This window comes from Streptomyces sp. 35G-GA-8 (assembly GCF_023534745.1).
Lineage (GTDB): Bacteria > Actinomycetota > Actinomycetes > Streptomycetales > Streptomycetaceae > Streptomyces.
Genome location: NZ_JAMHJQ010000017.1, coordinates 11,626 through 35,941, shown reverse-complemented (window position 1 = coordinate 35,941; position 24,316 = coordinate 11,626). Strand labels below are relative to the sequence as shown.

The 24,316-nt window shown below is 67.1% G+C and carries 21 protein-coding genes; 12 read left to right on the top strand and 9 right to left on the bottom strand.

The features are described 5' to 3' along the window. The first annotated feature begins 5 nt into the window (after window positions 1-5). Window positions 6-989 (top strand): hypothetical protein, encoded by a 984-nt coding sequence (locus M1203_RS31845; protein WP_249953308.1) that lies wholly within the window; start codon window positions 6-8, stop codon window positions 987-989. Window positions 990-1,022: 33 nt separating this feature from the next. On the opposite strand, the gene M1203_RS31840 is transcribed toward M1203_RS31845, so the two are convergent. Beyond that, a complete protein-coding gene (locus tag M1203_RS31840; protein ID WP_249953307.1) occupies window positions 1,023-1,784 on the bottom strand; it encodes a hypothetical protein in 762 nt (253 codons plus the stop codon). Between the two features lie 325 nt (window positions 1,785-2,109). Here M1203_RS31840 and M1203_RS31835 point away from each other — a divergent pair, with 325 nt between their 5' ends. From M1203_RS31835 to M1203_RS31820, 4 genes are all read left to right on the top strand, one after another. Continuing rightward, window positions 2,110-2,793, top strand: a complete 684-nt coding sequence (locus M1203_RS31835; RefSeq protein WP_249953405.1) for a hypothetical protein — start codon at window positions 2,110-2,112, stop codon at window positions 2,791-2,793. Between the two features lie 89 nt (window positions 2,794-2,882). Further along, on the top strand, window positions 2,883-4,298 hold the full coding sequence (locus tag M1203_RS31830) for a transcriptional regulator (protein ID WP_249953306.1): 1,416 nt from the start codon (window positions 2,883-2,885) through the stop codon (window positions 4,296-4,298). After that, on the top strand, window positions 4,295-6,127 hold the full coding sequence (locus M1203_RS31825) for a DEAD/DEAH box helicase (protein WP_249953305.1): 1,833 nt from the start codon (window positions 4,295-4,297) through the stop codon (window positions 6,125-6,127). The genes M1203_RS31830 and M1203_RS31825 overlap by 4 nt, the downstream gene beginning before the upstream one ends. 352 nt (window positions 6,128-6,479) lie before the next feature. Beyond that, window positions 6,480-7,781, top strand: coding sequence for a DNA cytosine methyltransferase (locus M1203_RS31820; protein ID WP_249953304.1), 1,302 nt, complete (start codon window positions 6,480-6,482; stop codon window positions 7,779-7,781). Here the strand turns inward: M1203_RS31820 and M1203_RS31815 are convergent. The 5 genes from M1203_RS31815 to M1203_RS31795 form a co-directional block, all read right to left on the bottom strand. Continuing rightward, window positions 7,716-8,174 carry a very short patch repair endonuclease gene (locus tag M1203_RS31815; protein ID WP_374404481.1) on the bottom strand — a complete coding sequence of 153 codons (459 nt, stop codon included), beginning with the start codon at window positions 8,172-8,174 and terminating at the stop codon, window positions 7,716-7,718. The two genes, M1203_RS31820 and M1203_RS31815, sit on opposite strands and share 66 nt — an antisense overlap. After that, window positions 8,167-9,069, bottom strand: coding sequence for a NaeI family type II restriction endonuclease (locus M1203_RS31810; protein WP_249953303.1), 903 nt, complete (start codon window positions 9,067-9,069; stop codon window positions 8,167-8,169). The genes M1203_RS31815 and M1203_RS31810 overlap by 8 nt, the downstream gene beginning before the upstream one ends. Before the next feature lie 45 nt (window positions 9,070-9,114). Next, window positions 9,115-12,033 (bottom strand): Z1 domain-containing protein, encoded by a 2,919-nt coding sequence (locus M1203_RS31805; RefSeq protein WP_249953302.1) that lies wholly within the window; start codon window positions 12,031-12,033, stop codon window positions 9,115-9,117. A gap of 15 nt (window positions 12,034-12,048) precedes the next feature. Beyond that, a complete protein-coding gene (locus tag M1203_RS31800) occupies window positions 12,049-13,578 on the bottom strand; it encodes an ATP-binding protein (RefSeq protein WP_249953301.1) in 1,530 nt (509 codons plus the stop codon). Between the two features lie 147 nt (window positions 13,579-13,725). After that, window positions 13,726-14,724, bottom strand: a complete 999-nt coding sequence (locus tag M1203_RS31795) for an SEC-C domain-containing protein (RefSeq protein WP_249953300.1) — start codon at window positions 14,722-14,724, stop codon at window positions 13,726-13,728. Window positions 14,725-14,797: 73 nt separating this feature from the next. Here M1203_RS31795 and M1203_RS31790 point away from each other — a divergent pair, with 73 nt between their 5' ends. After that, window positions 14,798-15,010 (top strand): DUF3311 domain-containing protein, encoded by a 213-nt coding sequence (locus tag M1203_RS31790; RefSeq protein WP_240627720.1) that lies wholly within the window; start codon window positions 14,798-14,800, stop codon window positions 15,008-15,010. Next, entirely contained in the window at window positions 15,007-16,617 is a 1,611-nt protein-coding gene (locus M1203_RS31785) for a sodium:solute symporter family protein (protein ID WP_249953299.1), read from the top strand. The genes M1203_RS31790 and M1203_RS31785 overlap by 4 nt, the downstream gene beginning before the upstream one ends. On the opposite strand, the gene M1203_RS31780 is transcribed toward M1203_RS31785, so the two are convergent. Then, window positions 16,559-18,034 carry an MFS transporter gene (locus M1203_RS31780; RefSeq protein ID WP_249953298.1) on the bottom strand — a complete coding sequence of 492 codons (1,476 nt, stop codon included), beginning with the start codon at window positions 18,032-18,034 and terminating at the stop codon, window positions 16,559-16,561. The genes M1203_RS31785 and M1203_RS31780 overlap by 59 nt on opposite strands. 127 nt (window positions 18,035-18,161) lie before the next feature. Here M1203_RS31780 and M1203_RS31775 point away from each other — a divergent pair, with 127 nt between their 5' ends. From M1203_RS31775 to M1203_RS31760, 4 genes are all read left to right on the top strand, one after another. Beyond that, the gene (locus M1203_RS31775; protein ID WP_249953297.1) at window positions 18,162-18,713 is read left to right on the top strand and encodes a helix-turn-helix domain-containing protein; all 552 of its coding nucleotides are present in this window, start codon (window positions 18,162-18,164) and stop codon (window positions 18,711-18,713) included. Window positions 18,714-18,793: 80 nt separating this feature from the next. Beyond that, entirely contained in the window at window positions 18,794-19,111 is a 318-nt protein-coding gene (locus M1203_RS31770) for a DUF6412 domain-containing protein (protein WP_249953296.1), read from the top strand. A gap of 165 nt (window positions 19,112-19,276) precedes the next feature. Then, window positions 19,277-20,035 carry a YidC/Oxa1 family membrane protein insertase gene (locus tag M1203_RS31765; RefSeq protein WP_249953295.1) on the top strand — a complete coding sequence of 253 codons (759 nt, stop codon included), beginning with the start codon at window positions 19,277-19,279 and terminating at the stop codon, window positions 20,033-20,035. Window positions 20,036-20,197: 162 nt separating this feature from the next. After that, complete coding sequence (locus M1203_RS31760; protein ID WP_249953294.1) at window positions 20,198-21,058, top strand: fumarylacetoacetate hydrolase family protein; 861 nt, start codon at window positions 20,198-20,200, stop codon at window positions 21,056-21,058. Window positions 21,059-21,159: 101 nt separating this feature from the next. Here M1203_RS31760 and M1203_RS31755 read toward each other — a convergent pair whose 3' ends face one another. Together M1203_RS31755 and M1203_RS31750 are read right to left on the bottom strand one after the other, a co-directional pair. After that, window positions 21,160-21,606: a heme-degrading domain-containing protein gene (locus M1203_RS31755; RefSeq protein ID WP_374404476.1), complete on the bottom strand. Its 447-nt coding sequence runs from the start codon at window positions 21,604-21,606 to the stop codon at window positions 21,160-21,162. 131 nt (window positions 21,607-21,737) lie between these two features. After that, window positions 21,738-22,829 (bottom strand): Gfo/Idh/MocA family oxidoreductase, encoded by a 1,092-nt coding sequence (locus M1203_RS31750; RefSeq protein ID WP_249953292.1) that lies wholly within the window; start codon window positions 22,827-22,829, stop codon window positions 21,738-21,740. A gap of 47 nt (window positions 22,830-22,876) precedes the next feature. Between M1203_RS31750 and M1203_RS31745 the strand changes: the two genes are divergently transcribed. After that, the gene (locus M1203_RS31745) at window positions 22,877-24,136 is read left to right on the top strand and encodes an ROK family transcriptional regulator (protein WP_249953291.1); all 1,260 of its coding nucleotides are present in this window, start codon (window positions 22,877-22,879) and stop codon (window positions 24,134-24,136) included. Window positions 24,137-24,316 lie beyond the last annotated feature (180 nt).

Sequence of the window (24,316 nt, the reverse complement as noted above, 5' to 3'; positions counted from 1 at the left end):
TCCCCATGCCCCGAACCACCGCGGCCGACCCGGCCATCGCCCAACTGTCCCGTACGCAACGGCGCCTGGCGACAACCCGCCAACTACGCGCCACCGGCCTCGCCGCCAGCACCACCAGGGCCCGCTGCGCACCGTCCGGCCCGTGGCAGCGCCTGCTGCCCGGCGTCGTCCTGATACAGACCGGCGCTCCTGACCCACGCCAACTGCTGCTCGCCGCCGTCCTCTACGCGGACACGGAGACGACCGCCCTCTCGGGCACGAAGGCCGTCCTGACCGGCGAGGCGGCGCTCGCGCTGTACGGGTTACGGGACGCGGGCACGGACCGCGCCGACGTGCTGGTCGCCGCGCGCCGCGGGCTGCGCGACAGAGCGTACGTACGTCTGCGCCGCACCAGCCGCTGGCCGCCGACGCTGCTGGTCGACGGCATCCCCTGCGTACGCCCGGTCCGCGCGGCCTCCGACTTCGCGGCCCACGAGCCCTCACCGGAACGGATCCGCGCGCTCCTCGCGGCGACGGTCCAGCGGTGCAGCTGCCACCCGGAAGACCTCCGCGCCGAACTCCACGCCTCCCACGCCCTCCGCAACCCGGCGGTACGCACCGCCCTGGAAGAACTCCGCGCCGGCATCCGCTCCATCGCCGAGGCCCAGGCCCGGGACACCCTCCGCACCGCCGGCCTCCCGGACGCCCTCTGGAACCCAACCCTCCTCACCCCGAAGGGCACCTTCCTGGCCAAGCCGGACGCCTACTGGCCGTTCGCGGGGGTGGCCCTGGAAGTCGACTCCGAGGAATACCACCTGGGCGCGCCCCAATACCGCGCCACCCTCCGCCGCCGCCTGCTGATGGAATCCCACGGCATCGACGTCACAAGCGCGGCCCCAGCCCTGATCCGCGACCACCCCGAAGAACTGGTAGCGGCGATCCGCACCAAACTCCGCCTGGCCAAATCCCGCCCAGACCGCCCGAACATCATCATCCGCCCCTACCTCTAGCCGTAAGGAGAAAGAGCGAAGTCCCTGAGAGAGTCAGTCAGTCCGTGTTCGCGCGGCGGAGGCGAGGACGAGGCCAGCATCCTCGTAGAGGCGTCTTTCATGGAAGGCGGAGGCGATATTGATGACGGCTTGGGCGTCGCGTCTGCCGACGTTGGTGAGGACCGCGTCTGCCTCATCGTTCAGCCCCGCCGAGCGGCAGGCGATGACGACCTTGGGTACATCGCGCGCGGGGAGCCTCGTTGCCGCGCTCCAGAGCATGACGAACGCATCCCGGTCCCGGCCTTCGGAGAGGTAGCCGGTCAGGATGCTGAGTTCGGACCAGTTCTCGTCAGCGGCAATTGTGTGATGCCGGTCCCCCTCCGGAAGGGGGACCGGCGCTGTTGTCTGTACCGGGGTGCCCTGGGTTCCAGAACGCCCGGCGTCGTCCCGAAGGACGGACTGTGCCGCGCGGACAGGAGGCTGGACAAGTGGTGGAGCCGGCCTTTCCGCCCGTGATGAGAGTTTGGGTCCTGCGGTTTGCTCCTCTACGGTGCCGCTCGCCGGGCAGCACTCGCAGTGCTTAACCAGGGCGGCCAGGCGCATTTCCAGGAGGCTCTTGAGGGTGTGAGGCAGCTCGCGTCCCGCCTCTTCGGCGTCTTGGGCGGCTACCTGGTGGAGGCTTGTGACGAGCTCAGGGTTGGGTACCCGCCTGCCGTTCAGGTGGTTCGAGAAGGATGTTGGCGCCTGGTAGGCACGACGAGCGATGGATCCGCGGTGCTGGTCACTGCAATCGACTACGTCCCGCAAGGCGGTCACCAGCCTCCGGTGCGCAGGGGAGATGCCGGAGGGAAGGGCTTTCCACTTTCTTTGCGCTCGGTCCTGCAATGTGGCTCCTTGAGGGCATGGCGAGTGTCGTCGCGTCGTGGTGACAGCAGGCTCCAAGTGTGTGTCAGCGGACGGAAATTCTGAAAGATCCAGAAGTATTCATCGCCCCTCGAAACACTTCAGGCACTGGCGTAACTGGTCGTATCCAGGCAAAGGTTGAGTGCACGCCAGAACCTGGTCCGTAGAGCGTCTCCGTGTGTTCTGGTGCGACGCTGACACCTGCCTGTGTGGTCTGACTTGAGGGGACAACGTGATGATGGCTCTGCCGTCGTGGACGGATGAGAAGTACGGCACCATGAAGCGCGCGGCCTTGTGGCTGGTGACTGTCATTGGTGAGGGCGGCACCTTTACCAAGGAAGACATCAAGTCGGCCTTCCCCGGGATCAGCCAGGCAGATCGTCGTGTGCGTGACTTGCGGGACTACGATTGGCAGATCGACACCCAGCGGGAAGACCTGACGCTGGGGCAGCACGAGCAGCGCTTTGTGAAGCAGGGAGTACCTGTCTGGGAGCCGGGCAAGGCAACCAAGTCCGGTGCTTCGGTGACCCAGACGCAGCGTCGTGAAGTCCTGGCGAAGGACGGACACCTGTGCCGGTCCTGCGGGATCGCCCCCGGCGAGACTTACGCCGGCTCGTATGAGTCGGCTCAGCTGGACATCGCGCGCCGTACGGTGAGGCAGCCGGCGGGTGAGGAGCGGGTGGAACTGGTGGCCGAGTGCAACCGCTGCCGTGTTGGCGGGCGTGGCCAGACCGTTGACCTCGGTGCCTTGCTGGAGAGCCTCGCCGGCCTTGGCGGACTTGAGCGGAAGATGCTCACCGGGTGGGTGTCGGAAGAGAAGCGCGAGTTCAGTACCGTCGAGCGACTGTGGGCCGACTACCGCGCGCTGCCCGCGGAGTCGAGGGCCAAGGTTCGCGAGGCCCTTTCGCTTCCCGCCGTCTGAGCCAGCGTCCCCATGAGGTGTGGGGCCGCCATGGCGTGGCCCCGCTACACCTGCCCATAGCCTCCCTGCAGTCCGAGGAGTAACGCACAGTGAGTATCGACTTTGGTAAGCCGCCGCTTGCCGCCGCGAACCAGCAATCGGTCGAACAGCGCCTTAAGGAGCTCGCGGCCGGCGCGGGTATCCAGGAGACTCTGACAGTCGAGTGGCGGACGAAGCCCTTGGTTGTCCAGGTCATTGATATGCCGGTGGAGTCGCTCTACTACAACCCCGGAACGCACCGCGTCCGTGCCCAGCGCAGCTGGGATCCGGAAAAGGACCGGCTCCTGCACGCAGATCCCTGGAGGGATGAGAGCCAGGAATACCTTGAGCACCTGCTCCAGGCCGAACCGTCGGATCCGGCAAAGCGGGACAAGGACTTCGACGAGCTCAAAGAGAGTCTCCGTGAATTCCGGCAGAATGAGCCCGGCCTCATTACCCGCGATGGGATTCTTGTCAACGGCAATACCAGAGCGGCAGCTCTAAGGGAGTTGGGAGTCAGCTACATCCGGGTCGGGGTGCTGCCCGAATTCTGTACGTGGGCGGATATCAACGCGGTCGAGCTCTCGCTGCAGCTGAGGCATGACACGCGACGTCCTTACTCATACATCAACCGGCTGCTAACCATCGAGGAAGAGGTGGCGGCAGGACGTCAGCTGGCGGACGTGGCCAAGGAGTTCCGCATCCGGACGTCGACGGCGGAACAGGACCTGTGGGTCCTGTCATGTCTCCAGGATCTGACGGAGCGGTCCAAGGCAGGGCAGACACAGCTTCGGCTCCTGGACTTCGAGGACGCGCAGGAGAAGCTCCGCGAACTCCATCGTGCCTACAGCAAGGCCGCCAAGACCAACAGGGAGAAGGCGGAGCTCCTCAAGGAGAGCCGGCTGGCTGCGATCGTGCTGGAGTTCTCCAAGACCGACGTACGTCTCATCGAGTCCGAGTTCCGGACCCGCTACCTGGCCCACCGGCTTCCGGAATCCCTCAAGGACGTACCTGCTGAGACCTCTGAGCGAAGGATCCCAGGCATGAACCGGGTGGTGAAGACAGCGGTACCGGATGTTGCGGCGGCCAAGGCGTTCACGGACGCGGTCCTCAGGGCCAAGGCTGTGGAACGGGCCGTCGGTTCGGTTTCCGCTGAGGAACACGTGCGGGCCGCGGCTGTTTTCCAGGAGGCGAAGCGTGCCATTGAAGAGGCGCTTGAACCGGCCGGCAAGGACGCCCGGGTGCGTAAGCGGAAGCAGGCCGCGCCTGACCGTCTCCACGATGCCTGCCAGGACATCGAGCAGTGCATCACGGATATGGCCCTGGCCCGTGCGTCACGAAGCCTCGATGAGGAGTCCTTTGACGAGGCCGTGGTCAAGCTGAAGGCAAGCCTGGACAAGCTCGCGCACGCGGCAGCCCAGAGCATCGAAGTCCCTGGCGATGGTGTCGCGTGGCTGCTCGACGCTGTCCGGCCGGAGGCGTCGTGACGCAGTCGGCAGAACCGTCTCTGCGAATCGCGTTCGATGTGTCGCGCACCAAGGCAGTACTGCGTGCGGACGAGCCGTTCCGTATGGAGCTGACCCGCCTGGCCGCCCGCTTTCCCGTCGGCGGCCAGCGCGGCCCAACCACCCTGGAGGTGTCCCTTGACGACTTCCTGGTAGGCATTGATGTTCTTGCTGACTGGCCGTACCCGGACTCTGTCCACTGGGAAGACGAACTCCTCGCGCTGGTTGGCAGCGTGCTCGATGACGCGGACCAGGCCGAGCGGCAGCTTCAGCGGGAACCTGGCGGCACTGCCGTCCTGGATGACAGCGCTGTCCGTGAGGTACTCGGGACGGACTGGTGCGCGGACCTCACTGACTTCCAGCGGCGTGACGTCGCGCGGTTGCTCTCCTTGCAGCACGGAGCGAATTTCAGCGTCCCGGGGGCGGGTAAAACCCGGGTTGGCCTTGCCGTTTACGCGGCGATGCGGGAGCGCGGAGATGTCCGGCGATTGCTTGTCGTCAGCCCTAAGTCCGCTTATGAATCCTGGCTCTTCGAGATTCGGCACTGTTTTAAGCGGCCGCCTCTGACCGCGGTAATGGGGAAGAGTCCCGATCCCAGGGCTGAAGTTCTGATCGTGAATTACGAGCGGCTGGACAAGTCGCTCGCCGCGCTCGCTTCCTGGCTGCGCGCGGTGCCGTCGATGGTCATCCTTGACGAAGCCCACCGGATGAAGCTCGGCGCGCGAGGTATCTACGGGAGTGCCTGCATGGCACTTGGGCCACTGAGCCGGCGTCGGCTGATCCTTACGGGTACACCAGCGCCCAACGGCGCCCGCGACTTGGAGAACCTGCTGTCCTTCGTGTGGCCCGGGCACGGACGCCGTGTTGTGACGCAGGCGGTTGACGGCGGAGACCTCGCGTACGCCAGTTCCGTGCTGCGGCCGCTCTTCACCCGTACGACCAAGAGTGAGCTGGGCCTGCCGCCCTTTGAGACGCGCATCAGGTATCTGAAGATGCCTGAGCTGCATCGCGAGGTATACGACGCTCTCGTGGGCCGCTTCACGGCCCGCGCCGAAGCTTCGCGCGAGGATTTCGATGCCCTTGGCAAGGCGATGCTGCGTTTGCTTATGGCGGCCACCAGCCCCGCTCTGCTGGCCGAGGGGGGAAGCCGGTATGAACCTCTGACGTATCAGGTACCGCCGCTGGATGTGCCGGAGAACGAGTCGCTGTACTCCCTTATGCGGAGCCTTCCGCAACACGAACTCTCGCCGAAGTACAAGGAAGCATTGAAGATCGTCGGGGAGAACGCCGCAGCGGGCCGTAAGACCCTGGTCTGGACGACCTTTGTCCGCAGCCTCACCACGATGGAGCGTATGTTCGCGGCCTATCAACCGGCTGTGGTCCACGGGGGTACGCCCGACCGTGAAGAACAGATCCGTCGGTTCCGGGAAGATCCGGACTGCCATGTACTCCTGTCCAATCCGGCCACCCTGGGCGAAGGCATCAGTCTGCACCATGTGTGTCATGACGCCGTCTATGTGGACCGGGACTTCATGGCTGGCCGTTTCCTTCAGAGTTTGGACCGTATCCACCGACTGGGTCTGGCACCTGGCACCGAGACGCGGGTCACGGTCTTGGCTGCCGAGGGCACCATCGACGAAGTCGTCGCGCTGAGGCTTGAGGAGAAGCTCGAATTCATGGGCCGGATCCTGGACGATCCGTCTGTGCAGCAACTGGCGGACCTTGAGGAAGAGCCGTCCGCCGCGGCAGGTATGGATATGGCTGATGTCCGCGCGCTGCTGAGGCACGTCGATGGAATCGCCGCTCGGTGACGGTCCCGCCATGCGGCGGCGCGATCGCTGTCGCATCTCCGTGTGGCGGACATGAGCCCTGTGGCGGGCTCTCTTCGCTTACGCCCCTGGGTACGCGTAGCTGACGCCCGGCCCCTGCCCGTCTACAGATCGACCCCCACGCGTCACGAGTGGGTGGTCATGCGGATCGGTGCTGGGTGGATCACGGACGCCCTGGTCCGTGCTGAGCGGAAGGTTCTCTGGGGGCGCCGACGTCTGCTGCGAGAACTCCCGGAGAGCTGGAGAGTCACGTGAGGTAGGCCGAGCATCGTGAGTCCTGTCTGTGATAGGTGCGACACTTGCGTGTCTGCACCAGCCACACCAGGAGGAGTCGATGGGCCCCAGCGATCACACGCTGACCTCGATCGAGATTTGCGCGGGAGCCGGTGGGCAAGCCATCGGTCTCCATCAGGCGGGTTTCAAGCATCTTGCCCTTGTCGAGATCGATAAGCACGCTGCGAAGACTCTGGATAACAATATCAAGATTCTGAAAGAGTGGAGTTGGGAACGAGATTACTGCGACATCATCTCTGATGATGTCAAGGAATTTAGGCCACTCCCGGACGAAGATAACCCCAAGGCTGGCTTGACGAAGCCGGTCAAATTCCTGAAAGGACCGCTCGGGAGAGGGGATCTGGACTTGCTTGCAGGCGGAGTCCCGTGCCCTCCCTTTTCGCATGCCGGTAAACAGCTCGGGAAGGATGATGAACGTGACCTGTTTCCCCGGATGCTGGAACTTGTGGAGGAGCTATACCCAAGGGCGGTGATGATTGAAAACGTTCGGGGTATCAAAGATGCAAAATTTGAAGACTATCGGACATATATTGAGGCGCGGCTCCAGGGTGGATTGGCCAAGAGGCCGGAGGATGGCGTGGAGGAACTCTTCCGGGGTCTCGGATATAAGGTGTGTGAATGGGATGTGCTGGAAGCCAGCAGATTTGGAGTTCCTCAACTGCGTCCACGGGCCGTGCTCGTCGCTATCCGTAGGGACGTTCTAGGGGATCTTGAGTTTCAGTGGCCCACTGGCGATCTCGCTGAGCCGCAGAGCGTATTCGATGCACTTAAAGATTCAATGGAGGAAAGGTATAAGCCGTACTTGGAGATGGGTGGCGAGATGGCAGAGCAAGCAAAACGCCGCCTTGATAAATGGAAAACTGATGCGTCGAACGCGGCGATGAGGAAGGATGGAGGTATTGCACCGACCTTGGTTGGAGGCTCAAAGAAGCATGGTGGAGCTGACCTCGGGCCAAGCCGGGCTAAGGCTGCCTGGGGGCAGTTGGGCGTTTCTGGCCTGGGCGTAGCCAATAGCATCGGAGACTGTGAGAAAAAGAAGAGCCACCAGCGGGATCTTCTTGGTCCAGGTGGGCCGATGCTCACAGTCGAGCAAGCGGCGATTATTCAGGGTTTCCCTGCTGACTGGAAGTTCAGTGGCGGAAAGACAGCCCAGTACCGGCAGGTAGGGAATGCTTTTCCGCCGCCGGTCGCGAGTGCCGTGGGTCACGCGATCGCTAAGGTGCTGCGAACTGCCCATGAACGGGATGAGCTGGCGAAGGCCAAGCTAAGGGATGCGCTACCCGAGCAGGTCGTGTCGGCGCTTCCGTACAGCCTCGACGATCGTCAGGGCGCAGGCGTCTGAGCTCTGATGTTCCCAGAAGCGGATCACCAGCCAGCCCGCGTCGTTGAGCCGTTGGTCGGTATCGCGATCACGAGCGATATTTCGTGCGACCTTGTCTGACCAGTAGCCCGAGTTGGTCCTGGGCGGTACGTAGTGTTCGGGGCAGCCATGCCAGTAGCAGCCGTCGATGAACACAGCAACCTTCGCCGGACGGAAAACCATGTCTGCCGTCCGGCGAAGATCCGGCAGGGGCCTCGCAGCGACTCGGTAACGCAGACCGTTCGCATGAACGAGTCGCCGGATCAATCGCTCGGGTTTCGTGTCCCGGCTGCGGATCGCCTGCATATTCCGGCGGCGGGCGGCGGAAGACGCCCATGACCCGTCGGGCGGGGTCCACGTCGCTGGCTCAGTCACTCGCGTTCACACCTTCCCCATTAACAGTATGAGGCAGCGCAATCCACTCCCCAGCACGGAGCGAAATACCGCGCGCTGCGGCGGCGTCGCGGGACTCTATCCAGTCGCCGCACAGCACAGTCAGCCCCTCCTGTGCGGCGGCGTCCCGCACTTGCCGGGCCCGGCGCATCGGATCGTCATTTCCCGCTCCTACAGTGAGGATCACGTTCCGCGGGATGATCCGTCCTTCAAGGAAACGGAACATCATCAACAGACGCTTTACTTGTCCGGGCTTCTTCGCCAGCACCTGCGCGGCCTGGTCCTCGGTAAGGAAGCGCAGCGGGTTAACAGGCAAGCTGGTCCAGTTGTAAAGGGGCACGCTCCAGTAGTCGCGTGCGTGGACCGCTAGTCCGCGTTTTCCGTCCTTGTTCCCCTTGCCTCGGTACAGCCAGGAACGGTGAGCGCGGACGAGCCAGGAACGATGCCGGTTCTTCTTGAGCTGTATCTGGGTGCAGATGCACAACTGACATTGTGCTTCAGTGGGAATGGCCCAGTTGCTGCCAACTGTTGCCTTGATGTCCACGGGAACGCTGGCGATCAGCGTATCCAGTGGTTTGGCCTTGGGCAGGTTGAATATCCGCAGGACTTCGTATTCAAGTTTCGCGCCGACTGATGCACGCTCGCCGGGGTGCACATCGGATGACATCAAGTCGAACCGGCCTGTTCTTCCACCGTCGAGAACGTAATCGATCGCATTGCGGATCGCTTCCGTATACATCTCTCCCACGGGCTGGCCACTGAACCAGCTCAGAACGCCCTGCAGCTCTGCGTCATCCTCCGGTCTGAGCAGAAAATGCTCCCCTTTGTCAGTATTGGTGCAGGTCTCCCCGAGTTGTTGGAGGATGAGCTGTGCCATGATCGAACTCTGCTCCTGCTCCGCATTGCTGTGTTTCGGGCGGTGTCACGTGACTTCGACGATCGCCTTACCCTCGTAGGCTGAATCGATAGTACGGAAGCAGACCAAGGGTGTCGGTCTGGCCGTCGGGTCGGTGGCCGGGATGAACGCCGCCGCCATTACGATCTTGGCCGGATCGGCTTGGCCCCCCGTGACGAGTTCGGCAGGAGCGCCGAATTCAGGGTCTGCCACCAGGTACAGGAGGACGGCTCCGCGCCGCGGCTGATGGAGTCGCGTGGCGAACGGGTCGTCGTCGGTGAGCGGTCGCAGACCAGCGATGCGCTCCGCGGATTGCCGGTGGGCCAGTCCGGAGATGCGGTTGAACACCCCGCGGGCATTGCGTCTGCGCAGCGCCAATGTGAGCGGCTGTGAACCCAGGACGCTGCAAGCGACGGTTGAGCGCCCCGAGGTCTGGGGCAGGATCAGTGTCCAGTCGTCTGTAGCGCAGCCTGCCCCGCTGGTGTCCTTGAGGTAATTGAGGTGGGGAGCGAAAAGGTCTGGCCGGGCCCAGGACAGGCTGCTCATGATGCTGATCAACTGCGCGTGGCCGAGGACGGCGGTTTTCGCCGCGTACCGGGTGTAGTCGCCTCGGTCGCCCTCCGCGAGAGTCACGAATGCCGCCGTGTCCGTGCTGAGTGCGTTCAGGGCGGGCAGCCAGATCTCAGTGTTGCGGCGCAGGATGTCGGTACTGGTCGGATAGGCCGTTGGTTCGACCCACTGGCCAGGGGACCGGATCTCCACCAGCTCAGCGTTGAGCATTTTGTTCCGGCCACTTGGCTTGAGCCATGGCAGGTGCTGAGACACAAGCGGTGGGATCTGGGCTGGCGTTACCTGCGGCTTGCCATCGATCGGTTTGGCGTACTGGGCAAGCTGTGAGCGGAAGGCCTCCTCATCCCTGCAGATCGCTTCGAACGCCTCGTAGAGGTCGACTGTCCTGGTCTTCGCCAGGGACTCCTCGCGGCCGATATAGAGGCGGACCAGGTCGCGGTATCCGGGACGGAAGCCGAACCAGCGGCCCATCTGCATGAGAGTGTCGGCCTGCCTCGTGGTACGGCGGTAGTACGTGATGGTCAGACCTTCGACAGTGAATCCGCGGGACAGTTTGGTTCCGCCGATCAGGATCTTCCAGACGTTGGGAGTTCGGTCGAAGTCCAGACCATTCTTTGAGAAGTCGCTGTCCGTGTCGCCATTGACGACGATGACCGGGCCGCCGCTGGAGCCGATCAACTGGCGTGCGCGGGAGACATATGGTCTCAGCTCGGTGTAGGAATCGGGCATCGGTAAATCTTTGTCCACGTAACTCTGGTAGTCGTTCTTGAGGAGTGACTCCAGGCGGGCGTGGCCTTGTGTGCCGGTATAGCCGGCCTGGGCCCACATGGACTGGACGCGCGATGCCAGCTGTGCGTGCTCAGCCACCTTGACCGACTCGTGGACCAGCATCGTGTGATGGCGAAACGGGCTATCCGGGATATTCTGGTCCGCTCGATAGAGCTTGAGGGCGCCAGCCAGCAGGAAGGCATCCATTGCTTCTTGCAGCCGGTCACCGGTGTCCTCGTAAATACCGCGCACATGCGAGGCCTCGGCGTTGCTCCCGGCGGTGCCCAGATCATGAAAATCCTGGACGCCCATATAGCCCGTCGGGCGCGGGAGGGAGATCAGGAAGTCGCGGGGGAAGATGTCCTCCGCGTCGCTGGGGTCGATGAAAACGTTCGCGAACGGGGTCGCGGTGTAACCGACGTACTGGGCGCGCGGAAGGAGGCCCAGTAGCTGGGAGATCAGTCCATTGATCGTGGTGCGGTTTGTCTTGCCTGACTCCCATTTCTTCGGATCTGATGTGTTCACGGATGCCTGGTCAGACTCGTCATCGATGATCAGGGTGGGGATCTCGCGCAGGATCGGCCCGATCTTCTTGAGGTCACCCACCAGGTCCTCAAGAACGGACTTGTTCTTCTTTACGACCATGAACCGTGCGGCTGCCCGGTGCAGGTTTTCAGGAACGTACAGGGGGAGATGAGGCTCGCGCTTCTCGATCTCCAACGCGCGAATTCCTTGCATGAGACTGCGGTAGTCGTTCTCCCTGGTGGTGAGCCGTTCAATGTTGAACGGGCGCACGCCGTGGGAGACGAACTCCGTGGGCCAGTCCTCGTCATCCTGGTAGTCGATACCGGCCAGAGCATCGGGGGCGTCCGGCTCGGCGCCGCGCAGGATGTTCTCTCGTCCGATCAACTCCATATCGAGACGGCGCTGTGTCTGCCCCCGGAGCAGGTTAAGTGTGCCTCCGAGAACGATGACCAGACGGTATCCCGCGTCGATCGCCTTTGCCGCGACACCGGTGAAGTTGGCGGTCTTACCAGACTGCACATAGCCGACCACCAGACCGCGCGCCCCGTATGCCTCCGTGCGCGTCGGGTCGGAGAGCCGCTCGACGACGCTGTGACTGGCTTCGTCGAGACTGGAGATCGAGGCGTCGGACCACCCCTTCCGGCGAAGTAGCTGTTCGTACGAGCCCCAGTAGAAGGAGCGTGCGGCTGCCGCGTCGCGTGAATACCAGTGCTCGAACTCCTCGCTGATGACGGTCATGCCGGGCTCCTTGAAGACTGGAACCAGGAGGTCGAGCGCTTCGCGCAGGCCAGTGTCGAAACCCAGCCGGTTGTATGTGTCCGCACGGCGGGCGTCACTCCGGGCGGGGGCGGCGGACCAACTGGCTTCCGCCGCGAAATCCCAAGAGGTCAGGGTGCGGTGCCACAGTGCGGCCAGTTCATCGCCGGGTCCCGCCACGGCGATTCGCTTCTCGAAGGCGGACAGATCCGTGTCGTCCGGTTCGTCAGCTTCAGCGAGCGCAAACGCGAGCTTGGCGAAGGGCTTGGGGCCGCGTCGCATGGCGGCGAGGACGTCGCCGTGGAGGTTGTACAGGCGATCTGTCATGGCGGAACAGCTTCCTCAGCGGGCGAGTTCGCAACGGGCGGCGGTCACGAGGACGCTGTTCCACAGCGCCACGTTGTCGGTGTGGACGGCCCGGACGCGCTCCTTCTGGAAGATGTCGTTGACCATGAGATAGAGCATGCTCTTGACGACGGGCGCGTCGTTCAGGCCACCTCGCCTGCCTCCGTTGAAGGCGTGACGGTATTCCTTGTTCAGCTTGACCACTCGCTCGTCTCGGTCGAGTTCGAAAAAGACCTCCGACGGGAGCGCGTCCCAGCGGAAGGTGATCGGGTCTTCGCCGTCCAGCTCCGGCAGCTCATCTCTAAGGGTTCGCCTGAGCTTCGGATCCAGGCCCTTGCCGGCCGGAAGCACGGACTTTCGCTGCGGCTCCGTAGCACGGCGTGCGGCTTCCCGGTAGGTCGACTCCGCTTCTTGAACGTACGAACCGAAACTGTGGCCTCCTCCGTCAGTGGCCTTCTCAAGTCCCCTCGCGAAGGCTGGAGTGACGGTCACCCCGTCCTTCTTGACGGTGAGGCTGAAGACATCGTTGGGACCGGACGGCAGGTCGATGGCGATACGAGCCAGCGCCAGGTGACTCTCGGCGCTGCGGGTACCATTCCAGCCTCCCGCCTGGACAAGCCGGTCGTGCCGGTAGATGTAGAACCCCTGACGTTCCGCCAGTGGGCCGATACCTCGATAGCTGACCAGGGGAGATTTCGCCGGCCAGATGTGTGCCGTCATGGAAACATCTCCGGCGCCCTCGATGGGGGCGGTGTATGTACGGGGGTATCCGGACCGGCCCGGTATCCGGTAGCCGAACGGGTCGATGGGCTCTACGCCACGATGGTCCAGTTCCTCGCGGGTCCGCACGTCCTGGACCACGATGTCGACGTGGAAGCCCTCACGGGCGAGAAAGCGGTGAAGGTAGAGGCCGAGGTGGGTCTCCAGCTTTTCGATCGCGTCGTTCAGGAATCGGTCTGCCTGGCCGCTCGTCACGGTCTCGAAGGCGCGTACCTGATCCCAGCGGACAACCGTGCCTTGCCACTCGATGACGCCGTCGTAGCGGTCGACGAGCTCCCGGCAATAAGCGGGATCGACGATGTCACAGGTGAAATCGGCCTGGGCATGGGAGGTCAGCCAGCGGCGGCCGGCCGCCGGGCTGCGTTTGGTCCGGCTGACGACAGTGAGCGACTGAGAGTGAGAGAGGGAAGCAGCCTTGAGGCCCGCGCCGAAGTGGCCGAGCGCGGTGGCGGCATACCCTTCGCGCCCGCCCACTGTCATGGCGGTGTCCAGTGCCTCGTCGTTCATTCCGTGCCCGTCATCGATGACGAGGAGACTGACGAGGCGGTCGGAGTCCCGCAGGAAGCTGACGACGACGTTGCGCGCCCCCGCGTCGATGGAGTTGTCAACGAGGTCCGCGATGGCTGCTTCGAATCCGTATCCCTGGTGTGTCAGGGATTCGACGTAGCGGGCAGCAGGCGGCAGGCGCTTGCTGCCGCTCGTCGGGATTTCGAACTGCCAGTCGGCGGAAGGCGTGTAGGCCATCAAGGCTCCCTCGTACACACGGAGCTGGGGCCCGCGTGTGGGGGGCGAGAGCGGCCCAGGGTCAACGAATGGAATGTGACCGTACTGCAAAGGCGGGACATAGGGAATCCGGCTTGGAAAGTAGGCCGAAAACCCTTGGCCGGGAAGTAATTAGCCCGCGCCGTGGCAGTCTCTGTATGCCTTTGTTGAGCCGCACCAGCAGGGGGCGTTGCGGGCTGGGGGCCAAGGGGTGGCTCGGCCTCGGGCCGCCAGGGTGGTGGCGTATTGGGGGAGCAGGTCCGTGTTGGACGGGGAGGACTGTTCCGAGGCCGCGAACGCCTCGTACGACGGGACCGTTGCCGTGACGATGCCCAGGTTCGGGGTGCCGGTGGCGGCGAGGTCGCGGAGGGAGGATTCCAGGTGGGACAGGTGGGCCTCGTGTGAGGGGTACTCGGTGGCCAGGGTCGGGTACGCGGTGAGGAGTTCGGCCAGTTCCGGGGCCGGCCAGTGGAGCATCGCCACCGGGAAGGGGCGGGACAGGGCCGTGCGGTACGAGCCGAGTTCGGCGCGGAGGCGGGTGATCTCGGCCTGGAGTTCGGCGGGGTTGTCGGAGCCCAGGGACCAGAGGCGTTTGGGGTCGTGGAGTTCGTCGAGGGTGACCGAGGCGGGGTTGACGCGGTCCGCCAGGCCGTCCCAGTCGTCGTGGTCCAAGGCCAGCAGACGGCGGACGCGGTGGCGGCCGATCAGCAGGTTGTGGACCGGGTAGGGGACCTCTTCGCCGGGGGTGAGCAGTGTGTTGAGCGCCGACGTGAAGGTGTCGTGGGCCGCTTCGAGTTCGTCGTGGGACTCCAGGGTCTCGGCCACGATCTCCCAGGGGCCCGGGTCCAGCGGGGCCGCGGTGCGCAGGCCGTCGATGATCGCGCGGGCCTCCGCCTCGTGGCCGTACTCCCAGAGGTTGGCGGCCTGGAGCGCCTTCACCAGATGGGGGTGGTCGGGGGAGGCCGCGAGGAGGGTGTCGTAGAGGCCGGTCGCGCGACCGCGGTCGCCGGCCAGTTCCAGATGGGCCGCGGCACGGAGGAGCAGGGGCTCGTGATCCTCGGGGTACTGGGCAGCGGTGCGCAGCAGGCGCTCGGCTTCCGTGGTGTGGTCGGCAGGCATGTCGGGGCGCATGACGGACACCGTACTGCCGTGCGGGGCGGGAGCGGAGGGCGGTGGCCGGTCGTGCCTCGTCTAAGGTCCTGACGTGCTTCGACACCGTCCTCATCTGCTGTGGCTGCTGGTTCCCTTCGTGCTGTTCCTGGTGGCGCTGCCCTGGGTGAACCGGGTGGAGCCCGTGATCCTCGGGCTGCCGTTCCTGTCCCTGTGGCTGCTCGGCGCGACGGTGCTGACGCCCGTCGCCGTCGCGCTGGCCTGGCGCGGGGATCAGCGGCTGCGACGCCGGGAGGGAGCGGAGTGAACGCGGCTGTCGCCACCACGATCTTCGCCGTCTTCATGGTCGGGACGGTCGGCCTCGGGCTGCTCGCCGTCCGCCGGCGTACGGGCGGCGGGATCGCCGAGTGGTCCGTCGGGGGACGCAGTCTCGGCGCCGTCTTCATCTGGGTGCTGATGGCCGGCGAGAGCTATACGAGTTTCAGCTATCTGGGCGCCGCGGGCTGGGGCTACAACTACGGTGCACCGGTCCTCTACGTGGTCGCCTATATGTCCTGCGGTTACGCCGTCGGATATGTGGTCGGCCCCATGTTGTGGGCCTATGCGCGCCGCCATGATCTTGTGGGGATCACGGACATACTCGCCCACCGCTTCGGACGGCCCTGGCTCGGCGCCCTGACGGCGGTGCTCGCGACCGTCTTCCTGCTGCCGTACATCCAGCTCCAGATCACCGGCATGGGCGTCGTCGTCTCGACCATCTCGTACGGGGCGATAAGCCTTAACTGGGGCTATTTCATTGCCTTCGCGGTGACCACCGGATTCGTGGTGGTGAGCGGGCTGCGGGGGAGCGCCTGGGTCTCGGTGCTCAAGGACGTACTGGTGATCGGCACCCTGGGGTTCCTCGCCGTCTATGTGCCGCTGCACTACTTCGACGGGTACGGGCCGCTTCTCGACCGGCTGGTGGCGCAGAAGGGGGAGTGGCTGACCCTGCCGGGACACGGCGGCGACGGAGCGGGCGGCAGCGGAGCGGGCGGCAGCGGGCTGGGCACCGCCTGGTTCATCACCACCTCCCTGCTCAACGCGCTGACTGTCGTCATCTTCCCCACCACCGTCGCGGGCTATCTGGGCGCCCGCGACGCCGACGCGCTGCGCCGCAACGCGATCTGGCTGCCCGCCTACAACGTCTTGCTCTTCATCCCGATGCTGCTCGGCATGGCCGCGCTCTTCGTCGTCCCCGGGCTGACCGGCGCCGACTCCAACCTCGCGCTCTTCCGGCTGGTGGTCGACTCGCTGCCCGCCTGGGCGGTCGGGATCATCGGGGTGGCCGCTGCCCTTTCCTCCATCGTGCCGATGGCCGTGTTCATGCTGGTGATCGGGACGATGTGGGGGCGCAGCGTGCTGTCGCTCGTACCGCGCTGGCGGGCCAGGCAGAAGGGCGCCGCGCAGGTGGTCGTCGTGGCGGCGGGCGCGGGCGCGCTGGTGCTGACGTACGCCGCGCCCAACACGCTCGTACGGCTCTCCCTCATCTCGTACGAGGGGATGGCGCAGCTGCTCCCCATGGTGCTGCTGGGGCTGGTGTGGCGGCGGATGACGCCGGCGGGCGGGCTGAGCGGGCTGGCGGTGGGGGTGGGGACGGTGTGCGCGCTGGTCTTCACCGGCCACGATCCGGTGTGGGGGGTGAACGCGGGGATCGTCGCGCTCGCCGCCAATCTCGTCGTCGCGCTGGTGGTGACCTGGGCGACGAAGGCCGATGGCGATCCTCGGCCGGACGTGGATGTGCTCGCGAGTGATTCGCTCGATGTCACGGTCACGCCTTCGGCCTCGGGTAGCGCCGCTGCGGACCGTGCCTCCGCTGTCACCGCTGGGGACGGCGCTCCCGCAGCGCCAGCACCGCCGTCGCGCCCAGCACCGTGAACCCCGCCGACGCCAGGATCGCCAGGTCCGCGCCGTGCGCCGGGTCGGCCACGGAGGTGGCCACCGCGATGATCAGCGCGACACCCGCCGACGAACCGATGTAGCGGGCCGTGTTGTTGGCGCCCGAACCCATCGCCGCGCGCTCCGCCGGGACGGACTCCACCGAGAGGCGCGGCAGCGCGGCGTTCAGCAGACCGCTGCCCACCCCGGCCACGAACAGGCCCGGGGTCAGCCGTACCCAGGACCCGGCGTCCAGCGCCCCGAGCATGCCCAGCGCGCCCACCGCGTGCAGTCCGAATCCGAGAGCCAGCTGGTGCCGGGCCGCCACCCGGCCCGCCAGACGCCGGGCCTGGAGGGCGACCAGGAACGCCGTACCCGACCAGAGAAGGAAGAGCCACGCGGCGCCGAGCACCGAGACGCGCAGGGTCTGCTGGATCAGCGCGGGCAGATAGCTCATGAGACCGATCACGGCGAGCCCGGTGAACAGGCCGCCCGTCGACGCGGCCAGGAACAGTGGCCTCCGCAGCAGCCCCAGATCGATGATCGGCGCGGCGGCGCGTCGCTCGATGACGGTGAAGGCCCCGGTCAGCACGAGCGCGGCCAGCAGCAGAAGCAGGACGGGCGTGCGCAGCCAGCCGTCGCGCCCCAGAGTGAGCGCGCTCAGCAGCGCGGTCAGCGCGAGACCGAGGACGAGTGCGCCCGGCAGATCGGGCCCGGCCCGGCGTGGGGCGCGCGATTCGGTCAGTACGCGGGCGGCGAAGCCGGCGGCGACGAGCGCGGCCACGGCGAGGACGCCGTACGTCGGCCGCCAGCCGAAGCCGCTCAGCCCGCCGGACAGCAGCGGCCCCAGCGCGATCCCGGCGCTGACGAACGCGCCCCATATGCCCGTCGCCCTGATCCGGCCGAGCCCGGTGGGGAACGCGTGCACCAGCAGCCCGAGGCTGCTCGCGATGATCGCGGCGCTCGCCGCGCCCTGGCCGACCCGGGCGAGGGTGAAGAGGAGCGTGTCGCCGGTGAGGCCGCCGAGAGCCGTGGTGACACCGAGCGCGACGGTGCCGAGGAGGAAGACTCGGCGCCGCCCGTAGTCGTCGGCGAGGCTGCCCGCGATCAGCAGGACGACGGCGAGGCCCAGCGGGGCGCCGTTCAGCAGCCAGGCGCGGGCGGAGAGCGGGGTTCCGAAGTCGGCGCTCAAGGTCGGGAGGGTGAGCAGCGGGGTCGTGTAGTTCATCAGCGCCACGGTGGTGGCGGCGCTGGTCACGGCGAGGGTAGCTGCCGCGCGTGGTGGCCGGGCGGCGGCGGTGGCGGTGGCGGGCACGGGCGGGCCCGACCCGGTGTCCCGTGGCGCCCCGGTGTCCCGTGGCGCGCGCCTGCTTCCCGCGTCGGTACGTACGGCCTGCCGGGCTGCTTGCTGGGCCATGGTGGTGTCGTCCCCTCGTTGACGGCTCGGTTCGCTGTCGTGGGTTCAGTGAATGAACCTGGCGTGCACGGGCCACCCTAGCAGCGTAGGTTCATTCATTGAACCCAAGTTTTGTTAAGGTGATTCCATGGCTCTGGGCAAGGACTACGCGACACAGCAGTGCTCGATCGCCCGCGCGCTGGAGATCGTCGGCGAGCGCTGGACACTGCTCGTCGTCCGCGACGCCTTCTACGGGGTGCGCCGGTACAACGATTTCCTCGTCCATCTCGGTCTGCCCCGCGCCGTACTCGCCGCCCGCCTCCAGGCGCTGGAGCGCGCCGGTGTGCTGGAGAAGCGGCGCTACCAGCACTCCCCGCCGCGCGACGAGTACGTACTGACCGACCGCGGCATCGCCCTCTGGCCGGTCCTGCGCTCACTCAGCGTCTGGGGCACCGGGCAGGCGGACGGCACCGGGCGGGGCGCCGACGGCGCGAAGCCGCTGCGGGTCTTCACGCACGCCGCCTGCGGTACGGAACTGGGCGCGTACGGCGAATGCCCTGCCTGCGGCGTCCCCGTACCACCCGCGGACGTCGAGATGCTGCCGGGCCCGGGGCTGGATCCGGACCCGCGGGATCCGGTACGCCGGGCCCTGCTCCGGCCCCGCCGGCTCCTTCAGCCGCTGGAGACCGATCGTGTATAACGGCTGAAGCGGCTTCTGTCGCGAGAACGAGGACGAGAACGAGAACGACGACGAGAACGACGAATCGAGAGGGGCAGGCCATGGTCCGCAGCGCGCTACGGCTGCTGCGCCCCGCCGGGCTGCTGCTCTTCCTTGTCACCGAAGTCCTGCTCCTCGACGCCGGCGGTCTCTCCGCCGCCGTCGCGCTCGCCGCCACCGCCACGGCCGCCGCGGGCTCCGCCCTCGTCGTCTGCGCCCTGATCAGCGCGCGCTCCGTACCCGCTCACCCGCGACACCGGGTACGTACGGCCATCCGCGACCGCGAGCAACGTACCGCCTTCCTGCCCCAACGGGACCCCGACGCCTCGGGCCGCACCCGTCCCCGAGCTCCCGGCCGTCTTCTTCCGACGGCCGCGTAGCAGGGGCACGCAGAGCAGGGGCACGCAGAGCAAGGAAACGCAGGGCGGGGAAACGCAGGACAGCCACCCGCCTCCCGCCACCCGCTCCACCCCCCTCCCCCGCGCGCGGGTCGTCATGCCGAGCTGCATCTCATCCGGCACGACGAGACCCACGGAGGGCTCACCATGTCCGTTTTCGCCAATCTGGTCGAACAACTCGCCAATCTGCTCCAGCCGCTCTTCAGCGCGGGCGCCGCCGCCGCGGCGATCATCCTCTTCACCGCGTGCGTACGGCTGGCGATCCATCCCCTCTCCCGCGCGGCGGCCCGCGGTCAGAAGGCACGTACCAAACTCGCCCCGCAGATCGCCGAACTGCGCAAGAAACACGGCAAGAACCCCGAGCGCATGCAGAAGGCGCTCATGGAACTGCACGCCAAGGAGAAGGTCTCACCGCTCTCGGGCTGTCTGCCGAGCCTGCTCCAGATGCCCGCGTTCTTCCTCATGTACCACCTCTTCTCCAACAGCACGATCGGCGGCGAGCGGAACGAACTGCTCGGTCATTCCTTCTTCGCCGCGCCGCTCGGCGACCGCTGGACGGACGCGCTCGCGCACGGCGGTCCGCTGGGCGGCGCGGGGCTGGTGTATCTGGGTCTCTTCGCGATCGTCGCCGGGGTCGCCACCTTCAACTTCCGCCGGACGAAGATCCAGATGGCGCACGCTCCCGCGCTGCCGGCGGGGCCCGACGGGCAGCAGATGCCGGGCATGGGCGCGATGACGAAGATGATGCCGCTGCTGTCCTTCGCGACGCTCTTCACCGTCGCCGTGGTGCCGCTGGCCGCCGCGCTGTACGTGGTGACGAGTACGACGTGGACGGCGGCCGAACGCTACTTCCTCTACCGGGACATGTATCCGGCGGGCGGCGCACTGGCCGCCGCTACCCCGTGACGCCCCGTGACGCCCCGTGACGCCTCCTGACGCCCAAGAGGTGAGGGCGGTCCAGGGGGTGAACAGGGTCTTGCAGAGTGATCGGATGTCTTGGAGGATCGGCCAATCCCTGCCGGTGGCCGCATCCATCGGCCGGGTCATGTTCGACCAGAGGAGACAGACATGAAGCTGCTGCGTGTCGGTACGGCGGGGGCCGAGCGCCCCGCGCTGCTTGACCAGGACGGGACGACCCTCAGGGACCTGTCCGGGCTGGTCACGGACATCGACGGCGCGCTGCTCGCCGATGACACCGCGCTGGACCGGATCCGGTTGGCCGCCGCGTCGGGCGAACTGCCCGTACTCGACGGACCGGCGCCGCGCGTCGGACCGCCGCTCGCCCGGATCGGCAAGATCGTCTGCATCGGGCTGAACTACCACGACCACGCGGCGGAGACCGGAGCGGAGATTCCGGCCGAGCCGATCATCTTCTTCAAGGCTCCGGACACCGTGGTCGGCCCCGACGACACCGTCCTCGTGCCCCGGGGCAGCGTCAAGACCGACTGGGAGGTCGAACTCGCGGTCGTCATCGGCCGTACGGCCCGCTATCTGGACTCCGCCGAGGAGGGGCTGGCTCATGTCGCCGGGTACGCCGTCTCGCACGATGTCTCCGAGCGCGAGTTCCAGATCGAGCGCGGCGGCACCTGGGACAAGGGCAAGAACTGCGAAACGTTCAACCCGCTCGGCCCCTGGCTGGTGACCGCGGACGAGGTGCCGGACCCGCAGGCGTTGGCGCTCAGGCTTCGCGTCAACGGCGAGTTGAAGCAGGACGGCACGACCGCCGAGCAGATCTTCGGGGTGGGTGAGGTCGTGCGGTACGTCAGCCAGTTCATGACGCTGTACCCGGGCGATGTCATCAACACCGGGACGCCCGCCGGGGTGGCGCTGGGCAAGCCGGAGCCCAAGCCGTATCTGCGCGCGGGTGATGTGGTGGAGCTGGAGATCGAGGGACTGGGCAGGCAGCGCCAGGAGTTCAAGGACGCCTGACGCGAGAGGCAGACCGGATACCAGATACCGGGTATCGGGTAGCGGGTACGGAACGGCCTGGCCGTTCCGTACCTTTTCCTTTCTGCTTTCCCTCGCGTTCCTCAGCCGCGCAGTCGCTCCAGCGCCCGCACCACCATGGCGTGGTCCTCCGCCTGCGGCAGGCCCGAGACCGTCACCGTACCGATGACGCCCGCGCCCTCCACCGCGATCGGGAACGAGCCGCCGTGCGCCGCGTACAGGTCCGGGTCCAGGCGGGAGGACTCCTCGAAGGTGGTGCCCTTGGCGCGGAAGCGCGCGCCCACGAGGAACGAGCTGGCGCCGTACCGCTCCACGACCCGGCGCTTGCGGTCGATCCACGCGTCGTTGTCCGCCGTCGAGCCCGGCAGGGCGCAGTGGAACAGCTGCTGTGCGCCCCGGCGGATGTCGATCGCCACCGGCGCGCTCCGCTCGCGCGCCAACTCGACCAGCAGACCGCCCAGCGCCCACGCGTCGTCATAGGTGAAGTGACGCAGGATCAGCCGGGCTTCCTGCGCTTCGAGCTCGGCCACCGTGGGGGGCGTGGGCGCGGAGGCTTCATCGGGTGCGGGTGCGGGTGCGGGTGCGGGTGCAGGTGCGTTGGATGCGTGTGCGGGTGCGGGGCCAGGGGCGTTGGATGCGGGTGCGTTGGACGCGGGGGCGCTCATGAGCGGACCTCCAGCGTGACCGCGGTGCCCTCGCGGGCCGAGCGCCGCGCCGCCTCCAGTACGTCGAGCGCCGCCGCCGCCTCGTGCGCCGTCACCGGCGGCGCGGTGCCCTCGCGCAGCGCGGTGGCGATCCCCGCGTAGTACGCCGGATAGTCGCCCGGCTCGGTCTCTACGGGGTGGCCCCCGCCCGTCAGCGGCGATTCCCCGGCCCCGATCCGGCCCCACAGCGACTCGGGCTCCACGCCCCAGCCCGTTCCCGTGCCCGGCCGCCTGCCCTCGCGCAGATCCGCCTCCTGAGGGTCGAGCCCGTACTTCACATAGCCGGCCGTCGAGCCGAGCACGCGGAAGCGCGGGCCCAGTTGGGCGGTGGTGGCGCTGGCGTAGAGATGGGAGCGCACGCCGTTCGCGTGGGTGATCGCGATGAAGGTGTCGTCGTCGGTCTCGGAGCCCGGACGGCGTGCGTCCGCCTCCGCGTACACCCGTACCGCCGGGCCGAACAGCACCAGCGCCTGGTCGACGACATGGCTCCCGAGGTCGTACAGCAGACCTCCGATCTCCTCCGCCGCGCCCGACTCGCGCCAGCCGCCCTTGAGCTGCGGGCGCCACCGCTCGAAGCGGGACTCGAAGCGCTGTATGTCGCCCAGCTCGCCCGCCGCGACGAGGCGGGTGAGCGTGAGGAAGTCGTTGTCCCAGCGGCGGTTCTGGAAGACGGAGAGCAGCAGCCCGCGCTCCTCGGCGAGCGCGGCCAGCTCGCGCGCCTCGGCGGCGCTGCCGGCGACCGGCTTGTCCACGACGACCGGCAGTCCGGCCTTGAGCGCGGCTGTGGCGAGCGGGACATGGGTCTTGTTGGGAGAGGCGATGACGATGAGGTCGAGGCCCTCCGCCCGCTGCCACAGTTCGTCCGGCGAGGCCGCGAACCGTACGCCGGGGAACTCGGCGCGCGCCTGTTCCCGGCGCTCCTGGCTGGAGGTGACGATCGTGTCGAGTACGAGCCCGTCGGTGGCGGCGATCAGCGGGGCGTGGAAGACGGAGCCCGCGAGGCCGTAGCCCACGAGTCCGACGCGCGTTGGGGTGCCGGTACCAGTCATGCGTCCACTTAAGCAACGCTGTTGCCAAAGTGCAAGCAGGAGTGACAATGGCGGATGTGACGGATGTGAACACGGGGAACGGCAGAGGGAACGACAGCGAGAACGGGAACGGGAACGGGAACACGGACTGGGTCGGGATCGGCAGCGGGAACGGCAGGGAGAGCGCGGGCGCGAATCTGCCGACCCTGCGCGGCCACAACGCGGCCCTGGTGCTCGACCTGCTGCGTACGGCGGGTGAGGGCGGGATCAGCCGGCTGGAACTGGCCGAGCGCACCGGCCTCACCCCCCAGGCGGTCAGCAAGATCACGGCCAGGCTGCGTACGGAGGGCATGGCCGCGGAGGCCGGGCGCCGCGCCTCCACGGGCGGTAAGCCGCGGACCGTACTGCGGCTCGTCCCCTCGGCCGCGTACGCCATGGGCCTGCATCTGGACCGCGACGAACTGACGGCGGTCCTGGTGGACCTGGCCGGCACGCCCGTGGCGGTACGCAGGGTTCCGTTCGACCTCGGGGCGGGGGCGGAACGGGTGATCGAGGCGGCGGCGGTACAGGTGGACGCGGTACGGGCGGAGGCCGGACGCGTCGAGGCCGGACGCGTGGGCGCCGAGCGGGCCGGGGCCGGACGCGTCGGGGCCGAGTTTCGTGCCGGGGAACTGCTCGGTGTCGGCGTCGCGATGCCCGGACCGCTCGATCACGCCACCGGCGTACCCCGGCGCGTCACCGGCTTTCCGCAGTGGGACGGTTTCCCGCTGCGCGACGCCCTCGCCGCGCGCCTCCAACTCCCCGTCGTCCTCGACAAGGACACCAACGCCGCCGCCCTCGGGCTGGCGCTGCGCGGGCCCGGCGACTCGTTCGTGTATCTCCATCTCGGTACGGGCCTGGGGGCCGGGCTCGTCCTCGGCGGCACGCTCCACCGCGGCGCACGCACCGGCGCGGGCGAGTTCGGTCACCAGGTCATCCAGCTCGACGGGCCCTTGTGCGAGTGCGGAAGCCGCGGCTGTATCGAGGCGCTCTGTCTGGCGGCGGTCGCCCGCGGCGATCTGGCGGAGGCCGCGCGGGTACTCGGCGCCGGGGCGGCGAACCTCGTGGGACTGCTCGACATCGACCGCGTTCTGCTCGGTGGCCGGACGATCGCCGCGCACGAGGAGCGTTTCGTACGGGGAGTGGCCGCCGCCGTCGCCGAACGCGCCCGGGGCGCGGGCATCGCCGTGGCGGCGGCCCAGGGGGGCGCGCACCCGGTCGCGGAGGGCGCCGCGCAACTGGTCCTGGCGCCGGTGTTCAAGCACCGCCGGAGTGCGGAGCTGGGCTGATCGAGTTCATTTGTTCGATTGATCATCCATTTGGGGGTACAGCGCTCGGGCCGGGCCTCCGGCACATGGCAGCGTCAGGGATGCGGGGCCCCGACTCGTTCGTCCAGTGGCCGGGCAACGCCGCCCCGACCGTCACGCGATCAGCAAAGGCCGTGCGACCCATGCCGTCTATCCGCCCCA

Bases quoted from the DNA above. Each gene is read 5' to 3' on its own strand.
- M1203_RS31845 (WP_249953308.1), top strand. From the start codon at position 6: ATGCCCCGAACCACCGCGGCCGACCCGGCCATCGCCCAACTGTCCCGT.
- M1203_RS31835 (WP_249953405.1), top strand. From the start codon at position 2,110: ATGGCTCTGCCGTCGTGGACGGATGAGAAGTACGGCACCATGAAGCGC.
- M1203_RS31820 (WP_249953304.1), top strand. From the start codon at position 6,480: ATGGGCCCCAGCGATCACACGCTGACCTCGATCGAGATTTGCGCGGGA.
- M1203_RS31810 (WP_249953303.1), bottom strand. From the start codon at position 9,069: ATGGCACAGCTCATCCTCCAACAACTCGGGGAGACCTGCACCAATACT.
- M1203_RS31805 (WP_249953302.1), bottom strand. From the start codon at position 12,033: ATGACAGATCGCCTGTACAACCTCCACGGCGACGTCCTCGCCGCCATG.
- M1203_RS31795 (WP_249953300.1), bottom strand. From the start codon at position 14,724: ATGCGCCCCGACATGCCTGCCGACCACACCACGGAAGCCGAGCGCCTG.
- M1203_RS31780 (WP_249953298.1), bottom strand. From the start codon at position 18,034: ATGGCCCAGCAAGCAGCCCGGCAGGCCGTACGTACCGACGCGGGAAGC.
- M1203_RS31775 (WP_249953297.1), top strand. From the start codon at position 18,162: ATGGCTCTGGGCAAGGACTACGCGACACAGCAGTGCTCGATCGCCCGC.
- M1203_RS31770 (WP_249953296.1), top strand. From the start codon at position 18,794: ATGGTCCGCAGCGCGCTACGGCTGCTGCGCCCCGCCGGGCTGCTGCTC.
- M1203_RS31765 (WP_249953295.1), top strand. From the start codon at position 19,277: ATGTCCGTTTTCGCCAATCTGGTCGAACAACTCGCCAATCTGCTCCAG.
- M1203_RS31760 (WP_249953294.1), top strand. From the start codon at position 20,198: ATGAAGCTGCTGCGTGTCGGTACGGCGGGGGCCGAGCGCCCCGCGCTG.
- M1203_RS31750 (WP_249953292.1), bottom strand. From the start codon at position 22,829: ATGACTGGTACCGGCACCCCAACGCGCGTCGGACTCGTGGGCTACGGC.
- M1203_RS31745 (WP_249953291.1), top strand. From the start codon at position 22,877: ATGGCGGATGTGACGGATGTGAACACGGGGAACGGCAGAGGGAACGAC.